General features: G+C 66.5%; 24 protein-coding genes. 9 read left to right on the top strand and 15 right to left on the bottom strand.

Annotated elements, in window-relative coordinates:
- The first annotated feature begins 45 nt into the window (after positions 1–45).
- A complete protein-coding gene (locus tag JX552_RS34290; protein WP_431195891.1) occupies positions 46–519 on the top strand; it encodes an HNH endonuclease signature motif containing protein in 474 nt (157 codons plus the stop codon).
- Here the strand turns inward: JX552_RS34290 and JX552_RS25030 are convergent.
- From JX552_RS25030 to JX552_RS24980, 11 genes are all read right to left on the bottom strand, one after another.
- Positions 471–1,544: a glycosyltransferase family 4 protein gene (locus JX552_RS25030; protein ID WP_205878677.1), complete on the bottom strand. Its 1,074-nt coding sequence runs from the start codon at positions 1,542–1,544 to the stop codon at positions 471–473. The two genes, JX552_RS34290 and JX552_RS25030, sit on opposite strands and share 49 nt — an antisense overlap.
- Positions 1,545–1,555: 11 nt before the next feature.
- On the bottom strand, positions 1,556–2,659 hold the full coding sequence (locus tag JX552_RS25025) for a transferase (RefSeq protein WP_205874497.1): 1,104 nt from the start codon (positions 2,657–2,659) through the stop codon (positions 1,556–1,558).
- A complete protein-coding gene (locus tag JX552_RS25020; protein WP_205874496.1) occupies positions 2,656–3,909 on the bottom strand; it encodes a class I SAM-dependent methyltransferase in 1,254 nt (417 codons plus the stop codon). The genes JX552_RS25025 and JX552_RS25020 overlap by 4 nt, the downstream gene beginning before the upstream one ends.
- 58 nt (positions 3,910–3,967) lie before the next feature.
- Positions 3,968–5,935, bottom strand: coding sequence for a glycosyltransferase (locus JX552_RS25015; protein WP_205874495.1), 1,968 nt, complete (start codon positions 5,933–5,935; stop codon positions 3,968–3,970).
- Positions 5,932–7,398: a flippase gene (locus JX552_RS25010; protein WP_431196009.1), complete on the bottom strand. Its 1,467-nt coding sequence runs from the start codon at positions 7,396–7,398 to the stop codon at positions 5,932–5,934. Before JX552_RS25010 ends, JX552_RS25015 begins: the two co-directional genes overlap by 4 nt.
- A 17-nt stretch (positions 7,399–7,415) precedes the next feature.
- Positions 7,416–8,936, bottom strand: coding sequence for a sugar transferase (locus tag JX552_RS25005; protein ID WP_241010721.1), 1,521 nt, complete (start codon positions 8,934–8,936; stop codon positions 7,416–7,418).
- Positions 8,933–9,775 (bottom strand): WecB/TagA/CpsF family glycosyltransferase, encoded by an 843-nt coding sequence (locus JX552_RS25000; RefSeq protein ID WP_241010720.1) that lies wholly within the window; start codon positions 9,773–9,775, stop codon positions 8,933–8,935. The genes JX552_RS25005 and JX552_RS25000 overlap by 4 nt, the downstream gene beginning before the upstream one ends.
- A gap of 10 nt (positions 9,776–9,785) precedes the next feature.
- Complete coding sequence (locus JX552_RS24995; protein WP_205878674.1) at positions 9,786–10,454, bottom strand: PIG-L deacetylase family protein; 669 nt, start codon at positions 10,452–10,454, stop codon at positions 9,786–9,788.
- Positions 10,451–11,251 (bottom strand): glycosyltransferase family protein, encoded by an 801-nt coding sequence (locus JX552_RS24990; RefSeq protein ID WP_205874493.1) that lies wholly within the window; start codon positions 11,249–11,251, stop codon positions 10,451–10,453. Before JX552_RS24990 ends, JX552_RS24995 begins: the two co-directional genes overlap by 4 nt.
- 232 nt (positions 11,252–11,483) lie before the next feature.
- Positions 11,484–12,632, bottom strand: a complete 1,149-nt coding sequence (locus JX552_RS24985) for a PPE family protein (RefSeq protein ID WP_205874492.1) — start codon at positions 12,630–12,632, stop codon at positions 11,484–11,486.
- 18 nt (positions 12,633–12,650) lie between these two features.
- Positions 12,651–12,950, bottom strand: coding sequence for a PE family protein (locus JX552_RS24980; RefSeq protein ID WP_205874491.1), 300 nt, complete (start codon positions 12,948–12,950; stop codon positions 12,651–12,653).
- A gap of 409 nt (positions 12,951–13,359) precedes the next feature.
- Between JX552_RS24980 and JX552_RS24975 the strand changes: the two genes are divergently transcribed.
- Together JX552_RS24975 and JX552_RS24970 are read left to right on the top strand one after the other, a co-directional pair.
- A complete protein-coding gene (locus tag JX552_RS24975) occupies positions 13,360–14,037 on the top strand; it encodes a TetR/AcrR family transcriptional regulator (RefSeq protein WP_205874490.1) in 678 nt (225 codons plus the stop codon).
- A gap of 139 nt (positions 14,038–14,176) precedes the next feature.
- On the top strand, positions 14,177–14,881 hold the full coding sequence (locus JX552_RS24970; protein WP_205874489.1) for a TetR/AcrR family transcriptional regulator: 705 nt from the start codon (positions 14,177–14,179) through the stop codon (positions 14,879–14,881).
- Here JX552_RS24970 and JX552_RS24965 read toward each other — a convergent pair.
- From JX552_RS24965 to metG, 3 genes are all read right to left on the bottom strand, one after another.
- Complete coding sequence (locus JX552_RS24965; RefSeq protein WP_241010719.1) at positions 14,878–15,441, bottom strand: LbetaH domain-containing protein; 564 nt, start codon at positions 15,439–15,441, stop codon at positions 14,878–14,880. The two genes, JX552_RS24970 and JX552_RS24965, sit on opposite strands and share 4 nt — an antisense overlap.
- A gap of 95 nt (positions 15,442–15,536) precedes the next feature.
- Positions 15,537–15,902, bottom strand: coding sequence for a PAS domain S-box protein (locus JX552_RS24960; protein WP_065133381.1), 366 nt, complete (start codon positions 15,900–15,902; stop codon positions 15,537–15,539).
- Between the two features lie 157 nt (positions 15,903–16,059).
- The gene (gene metG / locus JX552_RS24955; protein ID WP_205874488.1) at positions 16,060–17,622 is read right to left on the bottom strand and encodes a methionine--tRNA ligase; all 1,563 of its coding nucleotides are present in this window, start codon (positions 17,620–17,622) and stop codon (positions 16,060–16,062) included.
- A 58-nt stretch (positions 17,623–17,680) separates the two neighbouring features.
- On the opposite strand from metG, the gene JX552_RS24950 reads away from it, so the two are divergent.
- The 6 genes from JX552_RS24950 (at position 17,681) to JX552_RS24925 (ending at position 24,819) form a co-directional block, all read left to right on the top strand.
- On the top strand, positions 17,681–18,526 hold the full coding sequence (locus JX552_RS24950) for a TatD family hydrolase (RefSeq protein WP_205874487.1): 846 nt from the start codon (positions 17,681–17,683) through the stop codon (positions 18,524–18,526).
- A gap of 218 nt (positions 18,527–18,744) precedes the next feature.
- Positions 18,745–19,872, top strand: coding sequence for a resuscitation-promoting factor (locus JX552_RS24945; RefSeq protein ID WP_205874486.1), 1,128 nt, complete (start codon positions 18,745–18,747; stop codon positions 19,870–19,872).
- The gene (gene rsmA / locus JX552_RS24940) at positions 19,836–20,780 is read left to right on the top strand and encodes a 16S rRNA (adenine(1518)-N(6)/adenine(1519)-N(6))-dimethyltransferase RsmA (RefSeq protein ID WP_431196008.1); all 945 of its coding nucleotides are present in this window, start codon (positions 19,836–19,838) and stop codon (positions 20,778–20,780) included. The genes JX552_RS24945 and rsmA overlap by 37 nt, the downstream gene beginning before the upstream one ends.
- Before the next feature lie 66 nt (positions 20,781–20,846).
- Positions 20,847–21,809, top strand: a complete 963-nt coding sequence (locus JX552_RS24935; RefSeq protein WP_205874484.1) for a 4-(cytidine 5'-diphospho)-2-C-methyl-D-erythritol kinase — start codon at positions 20,847–20,849, stop codon at positions 21,807–21,809.
- A gap of 248 nt (positions 21,810–22,057) precedes the next feature.
- Positions 22,058–23,692, top strand: a complete 1,635-nt coding sequence (locus tag JX552_RS24930) for a fatty acyl-AMP ligase (RefSeq protein WP_205874483.1) — start codon at positions 22,058–22,060, stop codon at positions 23,690–23,692.
- A 185-nt stretch (positions 23,693–23,877) separates the two neighbouring features.
- Entirely contained in the window at positions 23,878–24,819 is a 942-nt protein-coding gene (locus JX552_RS24925) for a DUF302 domain-containing protein (RefSeq protein WP_205874482.1), read from the top strand.
- Between the two features lie 6 nt (positions 24,820–24,825).
- Here JX552_RS24925 and JX552_RS24920 read toward each other — a convergent pair whose 3' ends face one another.
- On the bottom strand, positions 24,826–25,788 hold the full coding sequence (locus JX552_RS24920) for a hypothetical protein (RefSeq protein ID WP_205874481.1): 963 nt from the start codon (positions 25,786–25,788) through the stop codon (positions 24,826–24,828).
- Positions 25,789–25,809 lie beyond the last annotated feature (21 nt).

The raw sequence follows: 25,809 nt of genomic DNA, 5'->3' as shown, positions 1-25,809 counted from the left end.
CGCCCCACCACCCTGACCGAGCTGGAAACCGGCACCGGACACGTCTTGACCGCCGGCGGCACCCTGCTGCCCATATCCGACGTCCGCCGGCTGGCCTCCCCCCCGGCCTACCACTACTCCCCCACAAGCGGGAGGTACCCCCGGGCCATCATCGACAAAGAGAAAACCCTGGCCCGGTACCACGGCAAGCGCCTGGCGTCTCCCGAACAACGACTAGCCCTACTCGGCAGAGACGGCGGTTGCACCCGTCCCGGCTGCACCGTGCCCGGCTACGGCACGCAGGTTCACCACGTCCGGGGCTGGTTCAACGCCCGCCGCACCCACATCGACGAGCTCACCCTGGCCTGCGGACGCGACAACAGAATGGTCGAACGTCACAACTACGCCACCCGGCGAAACATCCGCGGCTTCGCCGAATGGATACCACCAAAGCCCTTGGACTTCGGGCGGCCCCGAACTAACTGCATGCATCAACCCAAGAAGTTCCGCGAAAGCGGGGATGACGACGAGGACGGGTAGACGCTGCCGATCACATCCAATAGCCGCTCGGCTGCATGGTCGACGGTAAACCGCTGTGCGTACTGGCGTGCCGCCAGAGCACCGAGCCGAGCCGCACACGCCGGATCGGCCAGCTCATTGAAAGCCTCTGCCAATCCGCTGATGTCATCGACCCCCACGGGGCGGCATTCCGGCGGCTGATACTCGGGCAGTCCGCCGCGGTCGGAAACGATGGGCATCACGCCCAGCTGCATCGACAGCACCTGCACCCCGCTCTGCGACGCCCTCCGGTAGTGGGCCACCGAACCCTTTGCCGCGGCCAGCGTGCCGAGCACGTCGCCGTAGCGGTAGGGGCCCGACCGCCATTCGCTGTGTGGGGGCAGCCGGGCAGCGTCGATCGACCCGTCACCGATCAGCACCAGTTTGTCGCCGCGCCAACGATTTCCGTCGACATGCCGCTGCCATGCCCGCAGCACCACGTCGACGTTCTTGTAGGGATTCAGCCGGCCGATCATGACGAAGTCGCGGCGCAGCTGCGCGCCGAGCGGTTCGGCGGCCAAGGCCGGGTCCAGGTCGCTGGTTAGTGGCAGCACGTGGACCGGCATGCCCGTCACGTCGCGCCGTGTGGTGACCCGGGCAGCGACGTAATCGCTGTAGGTGACGGTGGCCGCCGAACGGGCGCCCCACCGGTCGAATACCTCGAGTTCGTAGGGCGGCCGCCGCTCAGCGGGGTCATGCGGGCGATCGTCGTGCACCAGCTGAATTCGTGGGATCCGGCCGGCCAACGCGATCCAGCGTGGATCGCGCACCAACTCGGTGATCACGATGTCCGGCCGGTACCGGCGAATACGGCGCCATGCGGTGAAACTCGGGCCCCAGGTAGCGGCGGTGCGAAAGCGCGGATCGAGGACGAGTTCGTAGTCGCGGGCGGGTCCGGATTCCGGGTGCCGATCGGAGGTCACCAGCAGCACGTCGGCGCCATGGCGACGCAGTGCCTCGGCCTGAACGCGCGCCAGCGGACGCATCCAGGGTGAAAGCCAGAGAATCCGCGGGGACGTCACGCCGAACCCCGAACGATCGACGTGCCGTGATCCACCCACCAGCGCCCGTTCAGCTGCGGGTACGCGCGCTGAACCTCGTCGTACAGATAGGGAAGCGTCAGCAGGACCCGATCGGGATCGGCGGCGATGAGCTGTTCGGGAGCGATGATCTCGATGTCGGTGCCGGGAATGCGGCGCCCATGCTTGTCGGCTGAGGCGTCGGCGATGCCTCTGATGAGCCGCCGGTCTATCCCGGCGAGGCTGAACAATCCGGGCACCCGCGATCCGGCGCAGTATGCGTACACCGAGAGGTGTCGCTCGGCCTGCGCTTCCAGCCACTGGCGCAGCTGTGTGACATGAGTGTCAGCCGCCTGCTGCATTTTCCGCAGCACGTCGGGCTGCGTCACCCCGAAATGCCGTTCAAACTTCAGAATCTCATCGGCACACCGGTCTCGCTCGACGTGGCCGTGCACCGCTGCGACAAGATATGTCCCGCCGAGCAGGTCGAACTCCCACACGGTGGCGATGCTCATCCCGACCGCACCCAGCAGGTTCGTCAGCGCGGTGAGTGAGTGGTAGCCGAAGTGGCTGTGGCGCAGTAGATTCCACTGACCCTGGCTGATCATCGCGGCCAGCGAAGGGATCTGCACCAGCAAGACGCCGCCGGGTGCGGTGGCCTTTGCCCGGAGTTCCAAGGCGGCCCGCTGATCGGCGTCGTGCATCAAACCGAACGAGTCGAGCACCACGTCGGCGATCTCGGCTTCGCGATAACCGCGTTCGGTGAACAGCGGCAACCACGTTCCGCCGTGCGGACTGCCGAACTCGCGAACCGTGTCACCGCGCAGCCAGCCGGCCGCTGCGACCCGTCGCACTGCGTCCACGGCTTGCTCGCGCATCGCATGTGGCTCCACACTCTGCTGCTCTTCGGCCAGGTCGAAGGCTTCGCCGCCGGCGAGTTGGGCAAGGCCGCAGCAGCCGCACAGGTCCATCGCCAGGGCGTGCCTGGTCTCCTGCGGGGTGAGGGGCTCGGTGATCAGTGGAAATTGTTCGGCTGCAGGAGCTTTACCCAAATCGAGGACGCGGCGCAGCTCAGTGTTGCCACAGCCCCGGCAGTGCCTCATCCGACCGCGGCACTGTGCGATTTCATGTTCGTCGCCAGGTGCAGGTTCGGGAGTGCGTAGACGATCTGGCCGCCCCACTCGGTGACGTAGCTGAGTTGTTCGGTGATCTCGGTCTCCAGGTTCCAGGGCAACACCAGCACCACGTCCGGGCGATCCTTGGCGATCAGTTCCGGGTCGTGGATGGGAATCCGGGTGCCCGGTGTGAAGTGACCGTGCTTGTAGGGGTTGCGGTCGACGGTGTACTCGAGCAGATCCGTGCGGATGCCGCAGTAGTTCAGCAGGGTGTTGCCCTTGCCCGGGGCCCCGTAGCCGACGACCCGTTTACCCTCGGCGCGGCACTGCATCAGGAACCGCAGCAGGTCGTGACGAATTTCTTCGGTGCGGTGGCGCAGTTGCAGGTAGCCCTCGGGGCGGTGCAGTCCGGCCGCCTCTTCGATACGCAGAATCTTGTTGACCCGCTCGGTCGGCGGTCCGGCGACTTCGATCGGCCGGGCCCACACTCGGATGGACCCGCCGTGAGTCGGCAACAGCTCGACGTCGACGACGGCCAGGCCGGCGCTGGCGAGCGCGTTCTGCGCCGAGAACACCGTGTAGTACTGGAAGTGCTCGTGATAGATGGTGTCGAATTGGCCGAGGCACACCAGGTTCAGCGCGTGGTGCACCTCGATGCTCAGCCACCCGTCGTCGGCGAGCAGTCCGCGCAACGACTGAGTGAAACCCCGCAGATCGGGTATGTGCGCGTAGACGTTGTTGGCCACCACCAGGTTTGCCGAACCGTGCTGGGCACGGACCCGGCGGGCCAGCGCCGGATTGAGGAACTCGGACACGGTGGGCACGCCACGTTTGGTCGCGGCCGCACCGACGTTCAAGGACGGTTCGATGCCCAGGCAGGGGATGCCCCGCGCGACGGCGTGCTGCAGCAGGTACCCGTCGTTGCTGGCGACTTCCACCATGAACGAATCGGGTCCTAACCCGAGACGCCTCGCGGCCTGATCGACGAAAGTTTCGGCATGCTGGACCCAGCTGTCGGAATACGAGGAGTAGTAGGCGTATTCGGTGAAGGTCTCCTCGGGCGTGATCAGCGCGGGAATCTGCAGCAGCAGGCAGTCCTGGCATAACCGCAGGTGCAGCGGGTAGGTGGGCTCGGGCAGGTCGAGTTCCTCGGGGGAGAGGATCTTTTCGCACGGCGGAGTCGCACCCAGATCCAGCACGCTGAGCATGCGGTTGGAGTCGCACAAGCGGCAGTTCATGGAATTCTCGATTCGTCGATTCGGTGGATGCGGAACGGGTGGCTACGGGGCAGGGGACTCACATCACCGCGCCGATCGCTTCGAGGTAGGCGTCGGTCATCGCCTCCACGGTGTAATGCGTTTGCAGACGCTCGAATCCGCGCCAACCGAACTCGGGCAATGCGTCGACGTCGGTGAGGATTTCGGCCAATTGGTTCCGCCACGCCGTTACCGAGACGGGTTCGACGACGAAACCAGCCTTGCCGAAATCCAACATTTCCGGGACCGCGCAGATGCCCGACGCGGCGACCGGCACGCCACGCGCCATGGCCTCGAGGATCGCCATCGGGAAGGCCTCGGAGCGGCTCGGGACGCAGAGCAGGTCGGCATCGGCGAGCGCCGGGCCGGGCCCGGGCGACCATCCGCGCCACTGGATGCGGTCGCGCAGGGCTTCCGGGGTGCGGGCTTCCAGTGCCTGCCGGTCCGGGCCGTCGCCGTAAATCGACAGCCGCCAGGGCAGCTCGGTCAGGCCGGTGAGCGCCTCCATCAGCAGGTGGGGGTTCTTGTGCTCGACAATGCGCGACAGCATCACCAGATGTGGCGGCGCACCGGGGGTGCGGACCCGCTCGGCGGGCTCGCCGCAGACGGCTACCCCGTTGGGCGCCACGAAGTGCCGGCCCCTGATCTTGTGGTGCGGGGTCAGCATGTCCCAATGACGCTGGGCGAGAACGATGAAACCGTCGGCGCGATTCATCGCGGCGGTCAACGGCCGCGAGTAGATCGGCCGGTCGGACTCCGGCGGCACATGCGGGGCCACCAGCCAGCGCCGGCCCGAATTGGCCATCCCCGCGGCCTTCCAGAGGGTCGCGAAACCAGTCTCGGTGTTGGTGTCACCGGTGATCAACACGGCCGGGCCCTCGGGCAGGTCGACCATCGGCGCCCACCAGGGCTGGCGCACCACGCGGATGCTGTGTGGGATCTCCTTGAGCAGCGGCCCGAACCGTTGCATGCAGACGATGGTGACCGGATAGCCACGACGGTCCAATTCCCTTGCCAGTATCGACTTTTGACGCTCGGCGCCACCGTACACCAGGCGATTGGTGGTGATGACGATCGGATGCTTGTGGCTGCGACGGGCAGCGATAGCGCTCTTGCGGGCTCCGCGTTTGGACCGCTGGACCCTGTCCAACACCGAGGTGGCGGCCAGGAACGCGTCGGCGTGGTGGACACTGTCCTGGCGTTCCAGCAGCAGGGCGATGTTGGAGCGCAGCAAGTCGCGGTTGCGGAAGCGTTCCACGGTGGACACCTCCGCACCGTGGGTGAAGACTGATTCACCAGCGGTGTTGCCGGCCGCCGGGTTGCCGTGCTCGGCGTGCACTTCGTCGGCGAGCAGGATCCGCCAGCCCGCGGCCGTGGCGCGCTCCTGCCAGTCGGTCTCTTCGCCGTAGAGGAAGAACTCCTCGTCGAAGCCGCCGATCTCGTTCCAAGCATCGCGGTTGATCGCCAGACAGATGCCGGCCATGTAGCCATCGATGCTCTCGGACTCGTCGGGCTGCTCACGGTACAGGTGCGAGAACCGGGTGCCCCGCAGCCGGTCGGAATAGCCCGCGGCCGCGACCACGGACCGGGTCAGGGTGCGGTGCTTGGTGGCGATGTCCCACAACAGCGGGCCGGGTGCGCCCGGGTCGCGAATCAGCGGCGACACGGCGGCGACGCCGGGTTGGCGGAACAGCTCGAGTGTCCGGGTCAGCGGCCCCGTCAACCGCGTATCGGCGTTCAACAGCAGGAAATCCGTGTCGTCGGGCGTGTGCTTCACCAGTGCGTTGAAGGCCGCCCCGAAGCCTAGATTCACCGGCCCGAGCACCCAGTGCACGTCGGGATGGCGCGCCGCCAACTCCTCGCGACCGGGATATTCGTCGCCGCTGTTCTCGTAGACGTAGACCGGCAGTTGCGGCGCGTGCTCGGCGACACTGGCCAGGCACTGTTCCAGGAGTTCGTGGCTCTTGTAGGTCACGATCAGCACCGACAGGGGCCGTTGGGTTCTCATGCGGTCACCTTTTTCCGGAAGAGCGAGGTCAGGGTCGACCAGTTGACGGGACCGGCCAGCACGTTGACGAGCAGGTAGGTGGTGGCGGCGGCGGCCAGCGCGAGTACCACGTTCTGGTCCGAAAGCAGCAGTGCCACAGTGGCGCTGGCCGCCGTCGGGATCAGCAGGCGCACCAGGAAGACCATCGGCGTGCGATACCCGCAATGGTTGCCCAGTCGCCAGCTCGCGAACGTCAGCCCGATCAGCTCCGTGCACACCAGCGAGACGCCGGCGCCGACCGCGCCGAATCGGCCGTCCAGGCACAGGTTGAAGGCCACGTTGGCGGCAAGCGCACCCACCGACAACCGGAAGAAGAAGCGCTGTTCGTGGCAGGCGAACAGGCCCTGCCCGAGGGTTCCGGTGACGAACCGCAACGAGGCGGCGATCAGCAGCAACGCCAGGGTCGGCGCCCCGCGCGTCACGAACTCCGCGTCACCGAACAATCCGATCAGCGGACCGGCCAGCAGCGTGCCGACGACGGCCACGGGGAAGGCGAGGAAGCTCATCAGTTCGACGCTGCGGCGCAGGAATTCGACGTAAGCGCCGACGTCGCGCGAATACAGGCCGGTGGCCGTCGACAGGGTGGACTTCTGGAAGAAAATAGACAGCGCCTCGGTGTTGAAGGCGATGGTGTACGCCAGCCCGTACACGCCCACCTCGGCATGACTGTTGAGCAGGGACAGGATCACCCCGTCGGCACGCCAGTACAGGATGCCGACCAGGGCGACGCCCATCAGCGGCAGGCTTTCGCGCAATAGATCGATGGACTCGCGGGTAGAGAACACCGGGCGCAGCGAGACGTGACGCGCCGCGGCCGCTCCCTGAATTGCCAACTGCACCAACGGCGGTATGAGCTGTGCGACCGCGAACCAGATGATGTTCGCGTGCGTCGCGACCAGCCAGCTCACCATGGCCAGGGTGCCGATCCGGCCGGTCACGTCGGAGACGGCGACGGCGGAGAACCGCACCGTGGAGAGGAACACGGGCTCGAACCGGGTCCGCACCGTCAGCAGCAACAGCTGCCCGGACAACACCACCAGCATCACCCGCACATCGGCGTCGCGGTAGATCAGCAACCCGGTGACCGCCGCCATGCCCGCCAGCGGGACGCAATACATCAGCGACAGGCCACTGTTGACGCGAATCAGGCGTTCCAAGGCGCCCCGGCCCGAGGTGACGCGACGCACGATCACGGTGTTGATGCCGAGGTCGGTCGCGGCGGTCCACATCCCGATGAAGGCGACCGCCACCATCAGCTGGCCGTAGCGGCCGGGACCCAGATAGCGGGCGGTCATCGACACCGAGACCACCGAGGCCAGCATGCCCAGCACCCGGCAGATGAGTTGGACCGAGAACGCATGCGCGATCCGCGACTGCGGTACTTCCGGCGCGGGCGTCGACTCCTGCCCCGTCGGCTCGATCACGGTGTCGCCCTTCATGTCTAGTAAGCTCCGTCGCTGGCCAGCACGGCCTTGAGCGTCCGGGCGATGATCACCAGGTCGCCGGCCATCGACCAGTTGTCGACGTAGGAGAGGTCCAGTCGGACCGAGTCCTCCCAGGACAGATCAGATCGGCCGCTGACCTGCCACAGGCCGGTGACCCCGGGCTTCACCAGCAGCCGGCGCTTGACCTCGCCGTCATAGGTCTCCACCTCGCGACGCAGGGGTGGCCGCGGGCCGACGACGCTCATGTCCTGCTTGAGCACATTGATGAATTGCGGCAGCTCGTCGATGCTGTAGCGGCGCAGCACCTTTCCGACAGACGTGACGCGCGGGTCGTGGCGGATCTTGAAGAGCACTCCGCCGGCGCCCTGGTTCAGCGGCAGCAACCGGTCGACCTGCTTGTCCGCGCCGTCCACCATGGTGCGGAACTTCAACATGGTGAAGGGGCGACCGTCCAGGCCGATGCGTTCGGCGCGATAGAACACCGACCCCTTGCTGGTCATCTTGATCGAGACGGCGGCCGCGATCAGCAGGGGCGCGGTCACCAGGAGCGCGGCCAGCGCAAAGCAAAAGTCGAAGGCGCGCTTCTGCAGGCGCTGGGTGCCCTCGTATTGCGGCTTGTCCACGTGCAGCAGCGGATATCCGGCGATGGGCCGCATGGTCAATCGGGCCCCGGCGACGTCCATCACGCCGGCCGACACGACCAGGTCGACGTCCATCGTCTCCAGCCGCCACATCAGGTCACGGATGGCATGGACCCCGAAATGTTCGGTGCGGGTCACGGCCACGGTGTCGGCGCCGCACAGGCCGATCGCGGCCACCGCGCTGGTTTCGTCGCCGAGGATCGGGATCTCGCGGCCCTGGACCTTGAGGGCTTCCTCGCGCGGCGGACCGTATCCCGGAATGCACACACCGACAACGACATAGCCTTCTTTGGGGTTGCGGATCAGTTCGTGGGCGAGGTGCGTGACCCCGGAACGGTCACCGATCGCGAGCACCATGGTCTGGTACTGGCCGTGGGCCCGCATGCGCCACACGTACTTTCGCCACAGGTTGCGGCTGGCCAGCAGACCCAGTGTGCCGACCGGAAGCGCGACCGCCAGGTAACCCCGGGCCAGATCGATCTTGGCTAGCAACGTGACCATCGCGATAATGCCGAAGACCGAGAACGACGCGCTGGCCAGCCGACGGTATTCGTCGATGCCGGCCCCGATGATCCTGGGCGACCGGGTGTGAAACACCGAGATGGAGGAGAGCCACAGCAGCGCGAACAGGCAGGAGAACAGCGTCATCACGGGGCCCGGGTAACCCGACATGTTCGGCGAGTCGCCGAAGCGGACGAACTGCGCGAGCATGATCGCGCCGCAGACGATTATCGAATCGGTGATCCGCAGGCGAGCGGAATATTGTTGCTGCCAGCGCGAAATGGTGCTGACGTCCCTCGTCGGCACCGCGACGAGGCGTGAGCGGCCGGACTTCGAGTGCAGGATGGCCGCCATGCTGGCCGATCTCTCGGTCATGCGGACACCGCTTCGGTTGCCGGGCCGGCGATTCCGACCTGGTCGTGGCCGCCGACGTAGTGGACGCCGGGGTAGCAGATGAGCTGCGCGCGGGCGGCGCGCAATAGCGCGATCGGGCCCTGCAGCAGGTAGCGCCGCGCGAGTCGGCGCGGCTCACGGGTCAACCGGTACAACCATTCCAGACCCGAGCGCTGCATCCACCCCGGAGCACGGCTGGTCGCGCCGGCCAGGAAGTCGATCGCGCCGCCGGACGGTAGGAACACTCGCGCGCCCGTCGCATGCCCGTGCTGGTCGACCCACCTCTCCTGGCGCGGCTTGCCCAGACTGACCACCAGCAGGTCGGTGCGTGCCGCACGGATTGCGGAACACATTGCGGTCGAACATGATTCGATGTCATCGGAGCCGGGTGCCCACATGCCGGAGACGGCCAGCCGCGGGTAACGCGCGCGCAGGTGCCCGGCCAGCAACTGGTGAGTCTGCGCGCTGCCACCGAAGAAACCGACCCGGTGACCGTTGGCTTCGGCCAACGCCAGCACGGACGGCAGCAAGTCCGCTCCGGTGACGCGCGGCCACGGACGTGCGGTGAGCAGCTTGCCCCGCCAGGCGATCGGCATGCCGTCGGCCAGCAGCAGCCATTCGACTAGGCCGTTGGGGGCGGCGCTCGCGACCCGGAAGTGGTGCAGGTGATCCAGATTCACCGAGCCGACGGCCAAGCCGCGGCCTGACCGAGATCGCAGGCGCGAGTCGACGATCGACAACACCTGGTCGATCTCGCAGCGCTCGACGACGCTGCCGCTGACGACCATGCGCACCGGGGCCTGGGGGAGTGTGTTCGCCATGGTTCGGCCGTCAGGGATGCGGGCCGGCGGCCATCGGGTGCAAGACGGCCTTCTCCACCACAAAGCCCTCCGCGTAGCGCGCGCGGCTCTGCACACCGCGCACCCGCATCAAGCCGAGGAAGGTTTCGTCGTCGAACCAGTCGCGTCCGGCCTGGGACGGATATAACTCGGCGAGCAGCCGGGTCTTGCGGAGTGCGGTGTCCGCTGAAACCGGAACGTAGAGAGTGGGATTGGGTAAGTCGGACTCCCATTTGAGGATCTCGTAGCCCAGCACCAGGTGGGCGCGGAACTCGGTCGGGATCAGTTTCGCCAGCAGCCGATGGTCCTGGTGGTAGTCCGCGCGCTGGGGGCCCAGCACCAGGTCGGGCTCGCAGCCGCGGCGAAACTCCGCGAGCTGTCCTTTGACCGCGCCCCAGTGCTCAGGCAGTCTTCCGTCGGGCAGGTCGGCCACCGTCAGGCGCACGTCGGCCTGCGGGAAGAACGCCGCGAAGGCGCTCTTCTCCTCGATTTCGCGCTCCGTGCCGGCGCCGGTCAAGACCAGTGCGTGGATGACCAGGCCGGGATTGCCGCGCTCCAGCTGCATCAGGGTGGCGCCGGCGCCGATGAGGATGTCGTCGCAGTGCGCACCTATCGCCGCGACCGAGCCGATGCCTGATCCGGAGAAAGTCAGCGGGATCATGCCGACGCTGCCGCCAATGCCGCCGGCGTCTCCCAGACCGCCCATGGCCGGATGCCTCGGTTGTAGTCGGCGTCGAGTTCGGCGCGCTCCTTGAACGTGTCGGCCGGCTTCCAGAACCCTTCGTGCTGGTAGCCGAGTAAGCGGCCGGTGCCGGCCAGCTCCATGCACGCGTCGCCGACCAGGTCGCCGTTCTCGGGGATGAGGTCGATGACGTCCTGACGGAGGACGAAGTAGCCGCCGTTGACCCAGATGGGGAATTTGGCGATGGGAGCGATCTCCTTGATGTCGCCGTGGGTGCTGACGTCCACACAGTGGAACGACGACTGCGGCGGTACGACCAGCATCGACGCGGCGGCACCGGCTGTGTGGAACCGCTCGATCATCGTGTCCAGCGGCGCGTCGGTCAGGACGTCGGCGTAGTTGGCCAGGAAGTACTCGTCACCACCGAGGTGCTTGCGGACCCGGCGCAGCCGCTCGCCGATCGGTGACTCCAGGCCGGTGTCGACGAAGGTGATCGTCCAGTTGGACATGTCGGTGTCGAGCAGCTCGACTTTGCCGCCGCGCATGACGAAGTCGTTGGATTCGGTCTCGCGGTAGTTGACGAAGAAGTCCTTCACCAGTGATTGGCCGTACCCCAGGCACAGGATGAACTCGGTGTGGCCGTAGTGCGCGTAGTAACGCATCACGTGCCACAACAGCGGGCGCGGGCCGACCATCTGAAGTGGCTTCGGGACGAGGTCACCCGCGGCGCTGCGCATCCGCATGCCGTAACCGCCGCAAAACAGCACGACCTTCATTTGCGTGCCCCCCTCTGCAAACTGCTCACTGCCGTTCTCCTCCCACCGGTGCGCGGGCTCCCATACCCACTTAGTTGCTAATACCCATTATTACATACTATTTGAACGGATTAAGCCGAAAATTATGACTAGCAGTACCCAAAGATGGGATGTTTTCGCTCTAGTAACCTAAGAAACCTGCTAGTTGCTGAGTCGTGGTCGGACTTGCCATGGCCGGCGTACCGGCGTCAGCTCACCCGCCGTATCCGGCGGACGGAGGCTGCGCCATCACTGTGGGGACGAGGCCGTACCTCGGCCCTGCTGCCGGACCCTGACCCGCAGCCGCCCTCGGCATCCCGCCGAGCAGGCTCGGTGGGACGTTGCCGACGGCCCCCGGAGCGGCGCCCGGCAGAGCCGAGCTGACGCCGGTGAGGTGGGCCGTGGGGATCACGCTGGTCCATGCCGGCGGCACCGACAGCGACCCGAGGCTGGCCGCCTGGCCCATGGCCCCCAGGGCAGCGCCGCCGACCGCATCTGCGCCCACGGCGGCCGCGCCGGCGGCAACCTCGGCCGCCTCGGCCGCTGCCTCGCCCACCTGGGTGGCTGCCGCGGCCATGCCCTGCATGGTCTGGGCGATGCCCAACACGCTGCTGATCGCGAAGAGCGGCATCACCATGATGTTGAGCAGGTTGGCAATGTCGCCGCTGGAGGTGCCGATCGGTATGCCGGCGGCCGCGGTGCCGAGCGAGGCCGGCGCCGCCATGCCTTGCAGCGCCGCCGGAACCGCGCTGACCAGCGAGGCGAGTGTCGCCTGGGTCGCCGCGGCCTCGCCGGTTGCTGCCGATACCGCGGCGGCCTGAGCCGCGGCGCCGGCCGGGTCGGCGATCTGGGGCGGCGTTTCGAACGGTGACAGGGTCGACGCCGCCGCCGAACTGGCCGCATAGCCGTACATGGCCGCGGCGTCCTGGGCCCACATCTCGCTGTAATGGGCCTCGGTGGCCGCGATCGCGGGGGAGTTCTGGCCGAAGAAATTGGTCGCGATCAAAGCCGCCAGCAGTGTCCGATTGGCGGCGATCACCGCGGGTGGAATCGTCATCGCATATGCCGCTTCGTAGGCGCTGATCGCCGCCCGCGCCTGGGCCGCCGCCTGCTCGGCCTGAGTGGACGTCGCACCCATCCAGACCGCGAACGGGGTGGCGGCTGCCGCGGCGGCGATGGCTGCCGGACCGAGCCAGGGGCCGCTGGTCAGGCCGGCAATCACCGACAGGTACGAGGAAGCCGCCGCGGCCAGTTCGGTGGCCAGTTCATCCCAGGCGACGGAGGCCGCCAGTAGCGACTCGGCCCCTGCGCCCGTGTACATCCGCGTGGAGTTGATCTCCGGCGGCAGTGCGCCAAAATCCATTGCCCATCCCCCTGATCGTCAGCCGGCCGCCGCGGCGTTGGCCGCCTCGGTTACGGCGTAGCAACCGGCGCTGGCCTTCATGACCTGCACGAACATCTCGTGGATCGCGGCGGCCTGCGCGCTCACCGCCTGGTACAGGTGTTCGTGGGCGGCGAACTGCGCTGCGGTCAGCGCTGACACCTCGTCCGCGGCGGCCGGAAATATCGCCGTAGTCGGTCCCGCGGCGGCTGCGCCCACCGTGTCCACGGCGCAGCCGATGCCTTGCAGCGTGCTGGCCGAAGCGGCCAGAACTTCTGGCTGCGTGGTGACGAACGACATGCACCTCTCCTAACGCGAGCGTTGACGGTGTAGTGGGCCCCGAAGGTGGCAGTCATCGCAACCAACCTGAACTAGCAGTTCGGACGCGTTTTCCTGCCTCTTGCAAACCAACAGATTAGGTGTATACCCATTCTACATACTTTTTGAACGTAGCTTCTTGCATCAACCTACCTAAAGTATTGCCTGGGCGTAGATGCAGTCATGTCGGCGTGTAACGCCGCAGGTCGGCGGGAACTTGATAACCTCACAGGTGGCGTCCAATGTGCCGCTTGAGACACACGCCGGTGGACGGCTCACCATCCGATGGTCTGGCCACCCGGTCGAGGAAGGCATCGCGATGGTGAAGGTGATCGCTCCGCTCAGCATTGCTAGTCGCTGTTCGGCACGCCCGAAAGTGTGTTGCGGGTAGATGTCGACTGAATCGGCCGACGGACGAGCGGACAGCACCCGGCAACAGATTCTGCGGGCGGCCGCACATCAATTCGCCCGCCGCGCCTATCACGACGTCGGACTGGACGACATCCTCGCCGAGGCCGAACTGACCAAGGGTGCGATGTACTTCCACTTCCGCTCTAAGCACGCCCTTGCGGTAGCGATCATCGAGCAGCACACCTCGGGGGGTCGGGCAGCCGTCGAAGATCTGCTGTCCCGGCAGCTCTCTGGCCTGGAGACCCTGATCGACTTCTCTTACCTGATCGCGGTGCAGGACCTCTCCAAGGATGTGGCCAGGGCCGCGCTGCACCTCATCGAGTCGGTCGGACGCACCGAAGGACTGCAGGCCTCCCTGCTGAAGGGTTGGGTAGATGCCCTGGCGAGCGTGGCCCAGCGCGCTATCAGCGAAGGGGACGTCGCCCAGCGGTGGGAGCCCGGCGACATCGGACGGATGATCGTGTCGATGTACCTGGGACTGCGCCAGACCAGTGACCTCGACGACCCGCGGGGCTTCCTGCTCGACCTGGAGAGGAACTGGGTTCTCATCCTGGCCGCGGTTCTGCAACCGGACCGGGCCGACTACTTCGCGCAATTCCTGCGGCGACGTACGGCCCTGGCGATCAAGGCCGCCCCCGCCCAGGTGAGCGCGACTTAACCGGACACCGGAGAGGATCTGGCACGCGCAATCGAAAACGCCGCGCCGTCTGCTGTTAGGCTTATCGGGCTGACCAGCAGGAACAAGACGCCGAGGTCCGGAGCTGAACCGGATTGACATCACTGGGGAGGCATGGCCAATGGCGCGCCAGGTTCGATCCGAGGTAACCCGGCGGAAGATTCTGGACGCGGCGATCGACGTCTTCAGCGAAGTCGGTTACGCCGCCGCCGGATGGGGCACCATCATCGAGCGAACAGGGATGACCAAAGGCGCCCTCTACCATCACTTCGACTCCAAAGAGGCGCTGGCGTCGGACATCATCGACGAGGGTGCCGAAGTCCTGGTCGGGGCGTTCCGCAACGTCTGTGGGTCGTCATCGCCCGCCCTGGAGAACATGATCCACGGCACCTTCGCGATCGCCAACGTGCTCAGCACGGATAAGACAGCGCGTGCGGCCGAGCAACTGATCGCTGCCCTGAGTGGTTTCAACGACGCGGCGGCGCGGTGTTGCGCAAGCTGGGTGGCGGAAATGGCGGTCCAGGCCCGCGCGGCGATCGACGAGGGTGATCTTCGGGAGGACGTCGACCCGCAGTCGCTCGCCGAGTCGATCGTCGGCGCGATGGTCGGGACCCGGTTGCTCTCCATCGCGATGGCGCGGAGTCGCCACAGCGAAGGCATGCTCGACGAACTCAACGGCCAATTGAGCCAGATCTGGATTGTTCTGCTCCCCGGCGTCGCGGCGGAGGCATCCCTGCCGTACTTCCGGCAGTTCCTCGCCCGTGAAGCGCTGCGACACACCCGGCCACGCGCGCCGGTCGGGGCTCCGGAAGCTACCTCGGGTTAGGCGCTGACGGCCCGGGCCCGGCGGTCCTTGACGATCCGGGCCGGCACGCCGGCGACGTCGACGTCGTCTGGCACCGGCTTGGTCACCACCGCTCCTGCGTAGATGCCGACGCGGCTGCCGACATTGGCGCCGAGCACCATGGCGCCGGGATAGATGAACACGTCGTCGCCGATGCTGGGGTACTCGCCTGGACGGCCTTCGCCGATCGTCACGCCCTGATGGATACGGCAGTTGGCGCCGATCTTGGCTCGATGATGAACGTGCACCCATCCGACGTGGGCTACTGACAGACCGGGGCCGAACGCGTTGAGCGGAATGCCGAACCCGAGTTTCTCGCCCAAGAACTTCAGCCGCAGACGCAGGTATGCCGCGACGAGTCGCCCGGCCGGCGTTCGGGCGGTGTTCGTCCAATACTCGGTCTTGCGCAGCATCCGCTGAAAATAGGGGGCCCGGTGCATGATCCGGTAGCGGTGCCGCCAACGCTCAAGTCCTTGCGCATGCAAGTCCGCCGCGAGGTAGGACTCCAAGTCGTTGCGAGTCTTGATCACGACAAAAACCATACTACAAGTATCAACAATGTCTTATTCCGATACTGACAGTCTAGGGAGATTCATATCTTGCGCGGTCGGCCCGCGGCTGCGCGTGCCGGCGGCGGTCAGCGCTCTTCTTCCCACAACTGTTCGGTCAGGTCCTGGAACGCGGCCAGAGCAAATTTGTCGTCGGCGCGCATCACCGCCGACCTGCTCATCAACGCCCGGACCACCGAGCCGTCTTTGTGTGCCAACTCGACCACCATGTTCGCCAGGGCGTGGACGAACGAGAGCAGCGAGGACTCCGACTCCGGTGCCTGGTGGAATATCTCGTGGAACCGAAGCGCCAGCACCTCTTCTGGATCGCAACCCACCATCTGGGCAAACGCGGTGTTGGTGAACAGGATGCTGCCGTCGTCCGCGATGGCGAGGACTGGGACCGGTATCCGCTCCAGCACCACCAGTGCAGGCAACTGCTTCAGGGTGGTCATCGGGGATTGGCTCGGCTGCCGATTCCGTCTTCGTTCCACCTGCCGATTATGGCCTATTGCTGAACGCTGCCCCACACCGCTTGGCACGAAAACCCGAACTGCGGTTCGTAATGTGGCCGCCCGGCTTCGTTTTGGCTACTTGACGTGGCGCTAGTGCTCACCCCGTTGCGGGCGCCTGGTAGCGCGGGAACACTCCCGTCGGCGAGGGCAGCGGCGTCCCGGGGGTCAGCCGGGCCGCGATGGCGGCGAAGGACCGTCGCTCCTGCGACTGGCCCAGCAGATCCAGCAACTTGTCTGCCGAGTCCGGCATGACCGGACTGACCAACAATGCCGCGATGCGGACCACCTCGCAGGTGACGTAGAGGGTGGTCCGGAACCGCTCCTGGTCTTGCTCGGCATCGCTCTTGCGCAGCACCCAGGGCTGTTGCGCGGAGAAGTATCTGTTCGCGTCACCGAGCATCAGCCAGATCGCCTCCAATGCCAGATGCATTGCCTGCGAATCGAAATGGGCGCGAACTCGACTCAGCAGCCCGTCGGCCGTAGTCAGTAGTTCGTTGTCGGCGTCGACGAACTCACCCGGCTCGGGCACCACCGCGCCCAGGTTCTTGGCCACCATCGACAGCGACCGCTGCGCCAGATTCCCCAATTCGTTGGCCAAGTCGGTGTTGATCCGCGTGATGATCGATTCGTCGCTGTAACTGCCGTCTTGCCCGAAAGGTATCTCGCGCAACAGGAAGTAGCGGACCTGGTCCACCCCGAAAGTGTCCACCAGCGCCACCGGATCGACGATGTTGCCGACCGACTTACTCATCTTCTCGCCCCGGTTGTGCAGGAAGCCGTGCGCGAAAACCCTTCGAGGCAGGTCGATTCCGGCCGACATCAGGAACGCCGGCCAGTAGACGGCGTGAAATCTGATGATGTCCTTGCCGATCATGTGCAAGTCAGCGGGCCAGAAACGGCGGAACAACGCCGAGTCGGTGTCGGGAAAACCGGCTCCGGTCAGATAGTTGGTCAGCGCATCGACCCAGACGTACATGATGTGGTCGGGATGACCGGGTACCTGCACGCCCCAGTCGAACGAGGTACGTGAGATCGACAGATCGTCCAGACCGCCCGAGACGAAGCTGACCACCTCGTTGCGGCGGGTCTCGGGCGCGATGAAGGCCGGGTTGTCGCGGTAGTGCGTCAGCAACCTCTCGGCGTAGGCCGATAACCGAAAGAAATAGGTCTGCTCCTCGGTCCACGTCACCGGCGTGCCGGTTTCGACCGCGATCCGGGTGCCGTCCTCGAGCAATTGGGTCTCCGATTCGACAAAGAACCGCTCGTCGCGCACCGAGTACCAGCCGGCGTAGTTGTCCAGGTAGATGTCGCCGGCGGCCTCCATGCGCCGCCAGATCTCCTTGGAGGACACGTGATGGTCGGGGTCGGTGGTGCGGATAAACCGGTCGAAGGAGATGTTGAGCTTTTCCTGCATGCGCTGGAAGACGTCGGAGTTGCTGCGCGCCAGCTGCGCGGTGGGTACCCCGGCGGCCACCGCGGCCTGAGCGACCTTGAGGCCGTGCTCGTCGGTTCCGGTCAGGAACCGCACGTCGAAGCCGTCGAGTCGCTTGAAGCGGGCGATGGCGTCGGTCGCGACGTATTCATACGCGTGACCCATGTGCGGCGCGCCGTTGGGATAGGCGATCGCGGTGGTGACGTAGTACGGCTGGTGTTGGTTCATCGGGGCTCCACCCTAATCGGCTCGCCCGCCGCCTCGCGTGTCCACATATCGTGGGCGGGTGAGCGCCAAACGAGAAGCACCGCCCGCCCCGGAGCCGCTTTCGCCGTTGATCGACGCCCACACCCATCTCGACGCCTGCGGCGTCTCGGACGCGCCGGGCGTGCGTGCCGTCGTCGACCGCGCCGCGGCGGTCGGTGTCACCGCGGTGGTCACGATCGCTGACGACCTGGAATCGGCACGTTGGGTGGCGCGGGCTGTCGAATGGGACCCGCGGGTGTACGGCGCAGTGGCGTTACATCCGACGCGCACCGACGCGCTGACCGAGAAGGCCCGCGCCGAGATCGAGCGGTTGGCGTCTCATCCGCGCGTGGTCGCCGTCGGTGAGACGGGCATGGACATGTACTGGCCGGGACGGCTCGACGGCTGTGCCCATCCGGACGTTCAACGCGAGGCGTTCGCCTGGCACATCGATCTGGCCAAGCGGACTGGCAAGCCGCTGATGATCCACAACCGTGACGCCGACCGTGAGGTGCTCGACGTGCTGCGTGCCGAGGGCGCGCCCGAGACTGTGATCTTTCACTGTTTCTCCTCGGACAGTGAGATGGCTCGCACCTGTTCGGCAGCCGGATGGTTGCTGAGCCTGTCCGGGACGGTCAGCTTTCGTAACGCCCGCGACCTGCGCGAAGCCGTTCGGTTGATACCGATGGACCAGATATTGGTGGAAACCGACGCACCATTTCTCACGCCCCACCCCTATCGGGGTGCAGCGAACGAATCGTACTGCCTGCCCTACACCGTGCGCGCCATCGCTGAACTGGTGAATCGCCGGCCGGAGGAACTGGCGGAAATCACCACGAGCAACGCTCGCCGGGCGTATCGCCTGGATCGGACGACGGCGCTCTAGCTTCCGAACCACGCCAACGTCCGCATGCAGGAGTTGCCCTGCACTGGTCGGTTCGTTACCGTCTTGTGATCGAACGGGTGGGCCTATGGGCCCATTTGTTATTTCAGCTGAATATGGTCGGTTGCTCGTCGTGAAAACTTTTGCTGCGGTGTTGCTGCGTAAGTGTCGTGTAGGTCGGAACGAACTCGGGATACGTAGAGATTGACTGGGATTTGACATTGAAACTGCTCACTAAACTTCATCGAACCGAATCGCCCACATTGCGCCTGTTGGTTGGCGCCCTGCTGCTGGTACTGACCTTCGCCGGCGGATACGCCGTGTCGGAATCCAAGACCGTCACACTGACCGTCGACGGCACCTCGATCCGCGTGCAGACCATGCGGTCGAAGGTGATCGACATCGTCAGAGAGAACGGGTTCGCCGTCGAGGGACGCGACGACCTGTACCCGGCCGGCGACGTCACGGTCGGGGACGCGGCCACGATCGTGCTGCGCCGCAGCCGGCCGTTGGAGATCACCCTGGACGGCCAGAATTCCCGGCAGGTCTGGACCACGGCGTCGACCGTGGACGAGGCGCTGGCCCAGCTGGCCATGACCGACACCGCTCCCGCTGCCGCGTCGCGGGCCAGCCGTGTTCCGCTGTCGGGCATGGCCCTGCCCGTCGTCAGCGCCAAAACGGTGCAGATCGACGACGGCGGCGTGGTCCGCACCGTGCACCTGCCGGCGCCGAACGTGGCCGGACTGCTGGAGGCCGCCGGCGCTCCCCTGCAGGACAGCGACCAGGTGACACCCGCCCCGACGGCGCCGATCAGCGACGGCATGCAGATCCACGTCACCCGTAACCGCATCGAACGGGTCACCGAGCGGATGCCGCTTCCGCCGCCGGCGCGGCGCATCGAAGACCCCGAGATGAACATGAGCCGCGAGATCGTCGAAGATCCGGGCAGCCCCGGCACCCAGGATGTGACGTTCTCGGTAGCCGAGATCAACGGGGTTGAGAGCGGCCGCCTGCCGATCGCCAACGTGGTGGTGACCCCGGCCCGCGAAGCGGTGGTGCGCGTCGGCGCCAAGCCCGGCACCGAGGTGCCGCCCGTCAGCGACGGCACCATCTGGGATTCGCTGGCCGGCTGCGAGGCCGGCGGGAACTGGGCGATCAACACCGGAAACGGCTTCTTCGGCGGCGTGCAGTTCGACCAGGGCACCTGGGAAGCCAACGGCGGGCTGCGGTATGCGCCCCGCGCTGACATGGCCACCCGGGAAGAGCAGATCGCGATCGCCGAAGTGACCCGGCAGCGTCAGGGCTGGGGCGCCTGGCCCGTGTGCAGTGGACGAGTGGGTGCGCGCTGACGATCCGGCTGCTCGGGCGCACTGAGATCCGGCGGTTGGCCAAAGAACTCGATTTCCGGCCGCGGAAAGCCTTTGGTCAGAACTTCGTACACGACGCGAATACGGTGCGTCGGATCGTCACGGCGTCCGGCATCGGCAAATCCGACGTCGTTCTCGAGGTTGGCCCGGGACTGGGTTCGTTGACGCTCGCGCTGCTCGACCGCGGTGCGACCGTGACCGCCGTGGAGATCGATCCGGTGCTGGCCGACCGGCTGCCGCAGACGGTGGCCGAGCATTCCAACAGCGAAGCCCAGCGGCTCACCGTGTTGCATCGCGATGTGCTGACGTTGCGCCGCGAGGAGGTGGCGGCCGAACCGACCGCGGTGGTGGCCAACCTGCCCTACAACGTCGCCGTCCCCGCGCTGCTGCATCTGCTCGCCGAATTCCCCTCCATCCGCACTGTGACGGTGATGGTGCAGGCCGAAGTCGCCGAGCGGCTCGCCGCCGAGCCCGGCGGTAAGGAATACGGCGTACCCAGCGTCAAAATGAACTTCTACGGCGCGGTACGACGGTGCGGCACCGTGTCGCCGACGGTGTTCTGGCCCATTCCGCGGGTCTACTCCGGGCTGGTGCGCATCGACCGCTACGAGACCTCGCCGTGGCCCACCGACCAGGTGTTCCGCAAGCGGGTGTTCGAGCTGGTCGACATCGCTTTCGCGCAGCGGCGCAAGACGTCACGCAACGCGTTCGTGGAGTGGGCAGGATCGGGTAACGAGTCGGCCCGCCGTCTGCTGGCGGCCAGCATCGACCCGGCCCGCCGCGGCGAGACGCTGTCCGTCGAAGACTTTGTCCGGCTGCTGCAGCGGTCCGGCGACGGGGACCTCGGTACCGGCGCCGCGCCGGATCCCACTCCGGCAACCACCGGCTGAAGTGCGGAGCGGGCACTCGTCGTGCCGCTGCGTGTGCTTCTCCGATGGCAGCGATAGTCTGCTGCGGTGTCCGCATCTGACGGCAATACCGCTGAGCTGTGGGTGCCCACCGGGTCGACCACCGTTCGGGTGCCGGGGAAGGTCAACCTGTACCTGGCCGTGGGCGACCCCCGTGACGACGGTTACCACGAACTGACGACGGTCTTCCACGCCGTCTCGCTGTTCGACGAGGTGACGGTTCGCAACGCCGATGTCCTGTCCCTCGAGCACGTCGGGGAGGGTGCCGACACGCTGCCCACCGACGAACGCAACCTGGCCTGGCGGGCCGCCGAGTTGATGGCCGACCATGTCGGCCGCGCTCCGGACGTGTCGATCTTGATCGACAAATCGATTCCGCTGGCGGGGGGCATGGCCGGCGGCAGTGCCGATGCGGCCGCTGTGCTGGTCGCGATGAACGCCCTGTGGGAGCTCAACCTGCCCCGGCGCGACATGCGACTGTTGGCCGCTCAGTTGGGCAGCGACGTGCCGTTCGCGCTGCACGGCGGCACCGCCCTGGGCACCGGCCGTGGTGAGGAGCTGGCTACGGTCCTGTCGCGCAACACCTTCCACTGGGTACTGGCATTCGCCGACAGCGGGTTGCTGACCCCCGCGGTCTACGCCGAACTGGACCGATTGCGCGAGGTCGGGGATCCGCCCCGGCTTGACGAGCCGGGCCCGGTGCTGGCGGCCCTGGCCGCCGGGGACCCCAAGGAGCTTGCGCCGCTGCTCGGCAACGAGATGCAGGCGGCGGCGGTGAGTTTGGACTCGGCGTTGCGCCGGACGCTGCGGGCGGGCGTGGAGGCGGGCGCGCTGGCCGGGATTGTGTCCGGATCGGGCCCGACATGTGCATTCCTGTGCGACTCGGCGGACTCCGCCGTCGATGTCGGCGCCCAGCTGTCCGGGGCGGGTGTGTGCCGAACAGTTCGCGTCGCCAGCGGGCCGGTGCCGGGTGCCCGCGTAGTGCCGACGCCCGCGACGCCCGGCGACTGAATGGTGGCGGAGTTCACTCCGTTGTGACATCGCACTCATATCCCGTTACCGTTTGGCAGTTACTTAAGAGTTGCCTAAGATAAGCCGCGGTGGCGAGTACCGACAGCCCAATGCGGGGCCGCAACTCTCTACCAAATCGAGATCTAAACGCTGTCCAACGTGTGCGCGCGCCTGCCTCTGAGTGTGACCTGGCACGTGCAACATGAAGCTCGGACCTTGGGGACAGCGCCAGTACCGAGGAGGTTTGCGTGAGCAGGTTTACCGAGAAGATGTTCCGCAATGCCCGCACCGCGACGACGGGCATGGTCACCGGTGAACCCCACGAACCTGTCCGTCACACCTGGGGCGAGGTCCATGAGCGCGCCCGGCGCATTGCGGGCGGTCTCGCCGCCGCGGGCGTCGGACTCGGCGACGCCGTCGGCGTGCTGGCCGGCTTCCCGGTGGAGATCGCTCCGGCAGCCCAGGGCCTGTGGATGCGCGGGGCCAGCCTGACCATGCTGCACCAGCCCACTCCGCGCACCGACCTGGCCGTGTGGGCCGAAGACACGATGACCGTCATCGGCATGATCGAGGCCAAGGCCGTCATCGTCTCGGAGCCGTTCACGGTCGCTATCCCGGTGCTCGAGGACAAGGGCATCAAGGTGCTCACCGTCGCCGATCTGCTGGCGTTCGACCCGATCGACCCGATCGAGGTCGGCGAGGACGCGCTGGCGTTGATGCAGTTGACCTCCGGATCCACCGGTTCTCCCAAGGCGGTCCAGATCACCCACCGCAACATCCACTCCAACGCGGAGGCGATGTTCATCGGCGCCGAGTACGACGTCGACAAAGACGTCATGGTCAGCTGGCTGCCTTGCTTTCACGACATGGGCATGGTCGGATTCCTCACCATCCCGATGTACTTCGGCGCCGAGCTGGTCAAGGTCACGCCGATGGACTTCCTGCGCGACACTCTGCTGTGGGCCAAGCTGATCGACAAGTACAAGGGCACCATGACCGCGGCGCCCAACTTTGCCTACGCACTGCTGGCGAAGCGGTTGCGCCGCAACGCCAAGCCGGGCGACTTCGACCTGTCGACGCTGCGCTTCGCGCTGTCCGGCGCGGAGCCCGTCGAACCCGCCGACGTCGAGGACCTGCTGGACGCGGGCAAGCCGTTCGGCCTTCGCTCGTCGGCGATCCTGCCCGCCTACGGGATGGCCGAGACGACGCTGGCCGTGTCCTTCTCCAAGTGCAACTCCGGTCTGGTCGTCGACGAGGTCGACGCCGACCTGATGGCCGCCCTGCGCCGGGCCGTCCCCGCTACCAAGGGCAACACCCGCCGGCTGGCCACGCTGGGACCGCTGCTGAAGGACCTCGAGGCGCGCGTCGTCGACGAGAACGGCAATGTGATGCCGTCCCGCGGCGTCGGGGTCATCGAACTGCGCGGTGAGTCGCTCACCCCGGGCTACATCACGATGGGCGGCTTCATCCCCGCGCAGGACGAGCACGGTTGGTATGACACCGGTGACCTCGGCTACCTCACCGACGAGGGCCACGTCGTGGTGTGTGGCCGCGTCAAGGACGTCATCATCATGGCCGGCCGCAACATCTACCCGACCGACATCGAGCGGGCCGCCGGCCGCGTCGACGGCGTCCGTCCGGGCTGTGCGGTGGCCGTGCGCCTGGACGCCGGACATTCCCGCGAATCCTTCGCCGTCGCGGTCGAGTCGAACGCCTTCGAGGACCCCGCCGAAGTGCGCCGCATCGAGCACCAGGTGGCCCACGAGGTCGTCAAGGAGGTCGACGTCCGGCCGCGCAACGTCGTCGTGCTGGGCCCGGGAACAATTCCGAAGACGCCGTCCGGCAAGCTGCGCCGGTCGAACTCCGTCACCCTGGTCACCTAGGTAGCGCGAGCAAACGCACCCGTTCTGGGCGAAAATCAGCTGCTTTTCGCGTCAGGTCGCGCCCGTGAGACCGTTCTGTTTCGCTGGATGACTATTCGCTATTGAGAACCAGCCGCCTGTGGTGGATTCTCATGGTGGCCATTTGCTGATGGTCCTGTGTCCGTCGGAACCAAGGGAGCGGCACCATGGTGGTATCGCGAGTCGTGCTGGCGCAACTGATCGTGGGCATCGCTCTGACGCTGGCCGGTTGTCACGACGGTCGCAGCATGAGCCCGGCTGAGCCGCCGACCACGGCCGGACCCGCCGAAGGGTCGCGCAACGTTTCGACGAAGTACGTCAGCTACACCGCCAATCAAGGATTCGAGGCCACTGTCGGCGCACTGAACAAAGCTGTCGCCGACCACGGGATGATGATCGTCGGCGAGGTGAACCAGGACGCCGAGTTGGCGGCCAACGGACTGCGACTGCCCGGCGCACACAGTTTCTTCGTCGGTAATCCGCAGCTCGGTAAGACGTTCTTCGCCGCCACCACGGCGATCGGGGCGGTGGTTCCGGTGCGCATGCACGTCTGGGCGGACGCCGATGGTCCGGCCCACATCGGTTACTTCGACCCGGCGCCGGAGTTCAGCGCTGTTGATCCCGGACTCGGCGACGGCGGGCAGCAGATCTCCCAACAGATCCGGACGATTGCCGAAGCCGCCGCCGTCGGCCCGATGACGACAGCCACTGTCGATACCCGGTTCATCACGGTCGCGTCGAACGCCGAGTTCGAGGCGACGGTCGGCGCCCTGCACGATGCCGCCGACAAGCACGGCTTGGTGATCCTCGGTGACCTGAACGAAGAAACGAGGTTGAAGGCTGTGGGGGTGCAATCGCAGCGCGCGCACAGCTTCTTCCTCGGCGATCCGCAGCTCGGCAAGACGCTGTTCGGCGCCACTCAGGCGATCGGTGCGGTGGTACCGGTGCGGGTCACCGTGTGGGCAAGCGAACGCGGCGGCCCGGCCCTGATCAGTTACTTCGATCCGGCGCCGGAGTTCGCCGTGGTCGAACCGGCGCAGGCCGACGCGGGAAAGAAGGTGTCCGACACGATCCGCGCGACGGTCGACAGCGCGGCCGGGAAGCAGTAGAGCGGTTCATCGCCGGCGCGCCCAGTCGCGCGCCGCCGCGATGAAGCCGGTGACGAATTCCCTTTGTGCCGTATCGAATTCGCTGCTGTAGTCCATCGCGTCGTTGACCGCCCGGTGTTCGAACTGCAGCGTGCAGCAGTCGGCTTGGTAGCCCTCGATGTACATGCTGGTGGCGCTGAGCGCCATCAGTTGGGTGTCGTCGCCGACCGGCGGTTGGACGAGGTTGCGCGAGCCGCTGCGCAGGATGCGGATCTGGTCGTCGACGAAACGGTCGGACTCCCTGACGGCACCGGCTCTGAGAATGCCGGTGGGACCTAGGTAGTGGCAGTTCAGCGTGTCGTTGTTGACGCTGCCGCGCGCCATCGCCACTTTCCCGCCGACGAGGTGGTCGGCGACCCGCACGCCGGCGCATTCAGGAGCGATATCCTGTTGCGGCGGAACGAAATCCGTCGGCAACTTGGCGCCGACCAGCCGGGCCAGATTGACCAGTTCTTGTTGCGTGGCCATCTCGTTGGGTGCGCCCAGCAGTGGCGTCCAGGTCAGCACGAACTGCATCGAGCCGTGCTCCACGGCAATCTCAGACTCCGTCTCCCCGCGCACGAAAAACGCTCTGTCCGAATCGACGGTGACGTCCTGGCTGTTTCGGGCGCGGCGGCCGCCGATGAGATTCGCGACTTCGGGAACGGGGCCGCCGATCGGAACGCTCAGCACCACACCGCCGAGGTCGTCCTTCGGGCTGTAGTGGCACGAGGCCATCCCCGCCGGGTGCAGCTTTGAGGTGTCCAGGCGTTTGGTCACCAGCAGCGTGGGCGTCAGGCGATGGTAGGTGCTCTGGACGTCAGCGATCGGCAGCGTCGAACAAAGATCGGACAAGTGCGACGGTGGCGGACTTGGGGCCGGTTCACATCCCGTTGTCGCCAGCAGCATGGCGGTCGCCGACGCACATGCCGTCCACAGCCTGTGTCTCATTCTCCGCATCCGAGCCGACGT

Source organism: Mycobacterium gordonae (assembly GCF_017086405.1).
In the GTDB taxonomy this organism is placed as follows: Bacteria; Actinomycetota; Actinomycetes; order Mycobacteriales; family Mycobacteriaceae; genus Mycobacterium; species Mycobacterium gordonae_D.
This window is presented reverse-complemented; position numbering and strand designations above follow the sequence as displayed.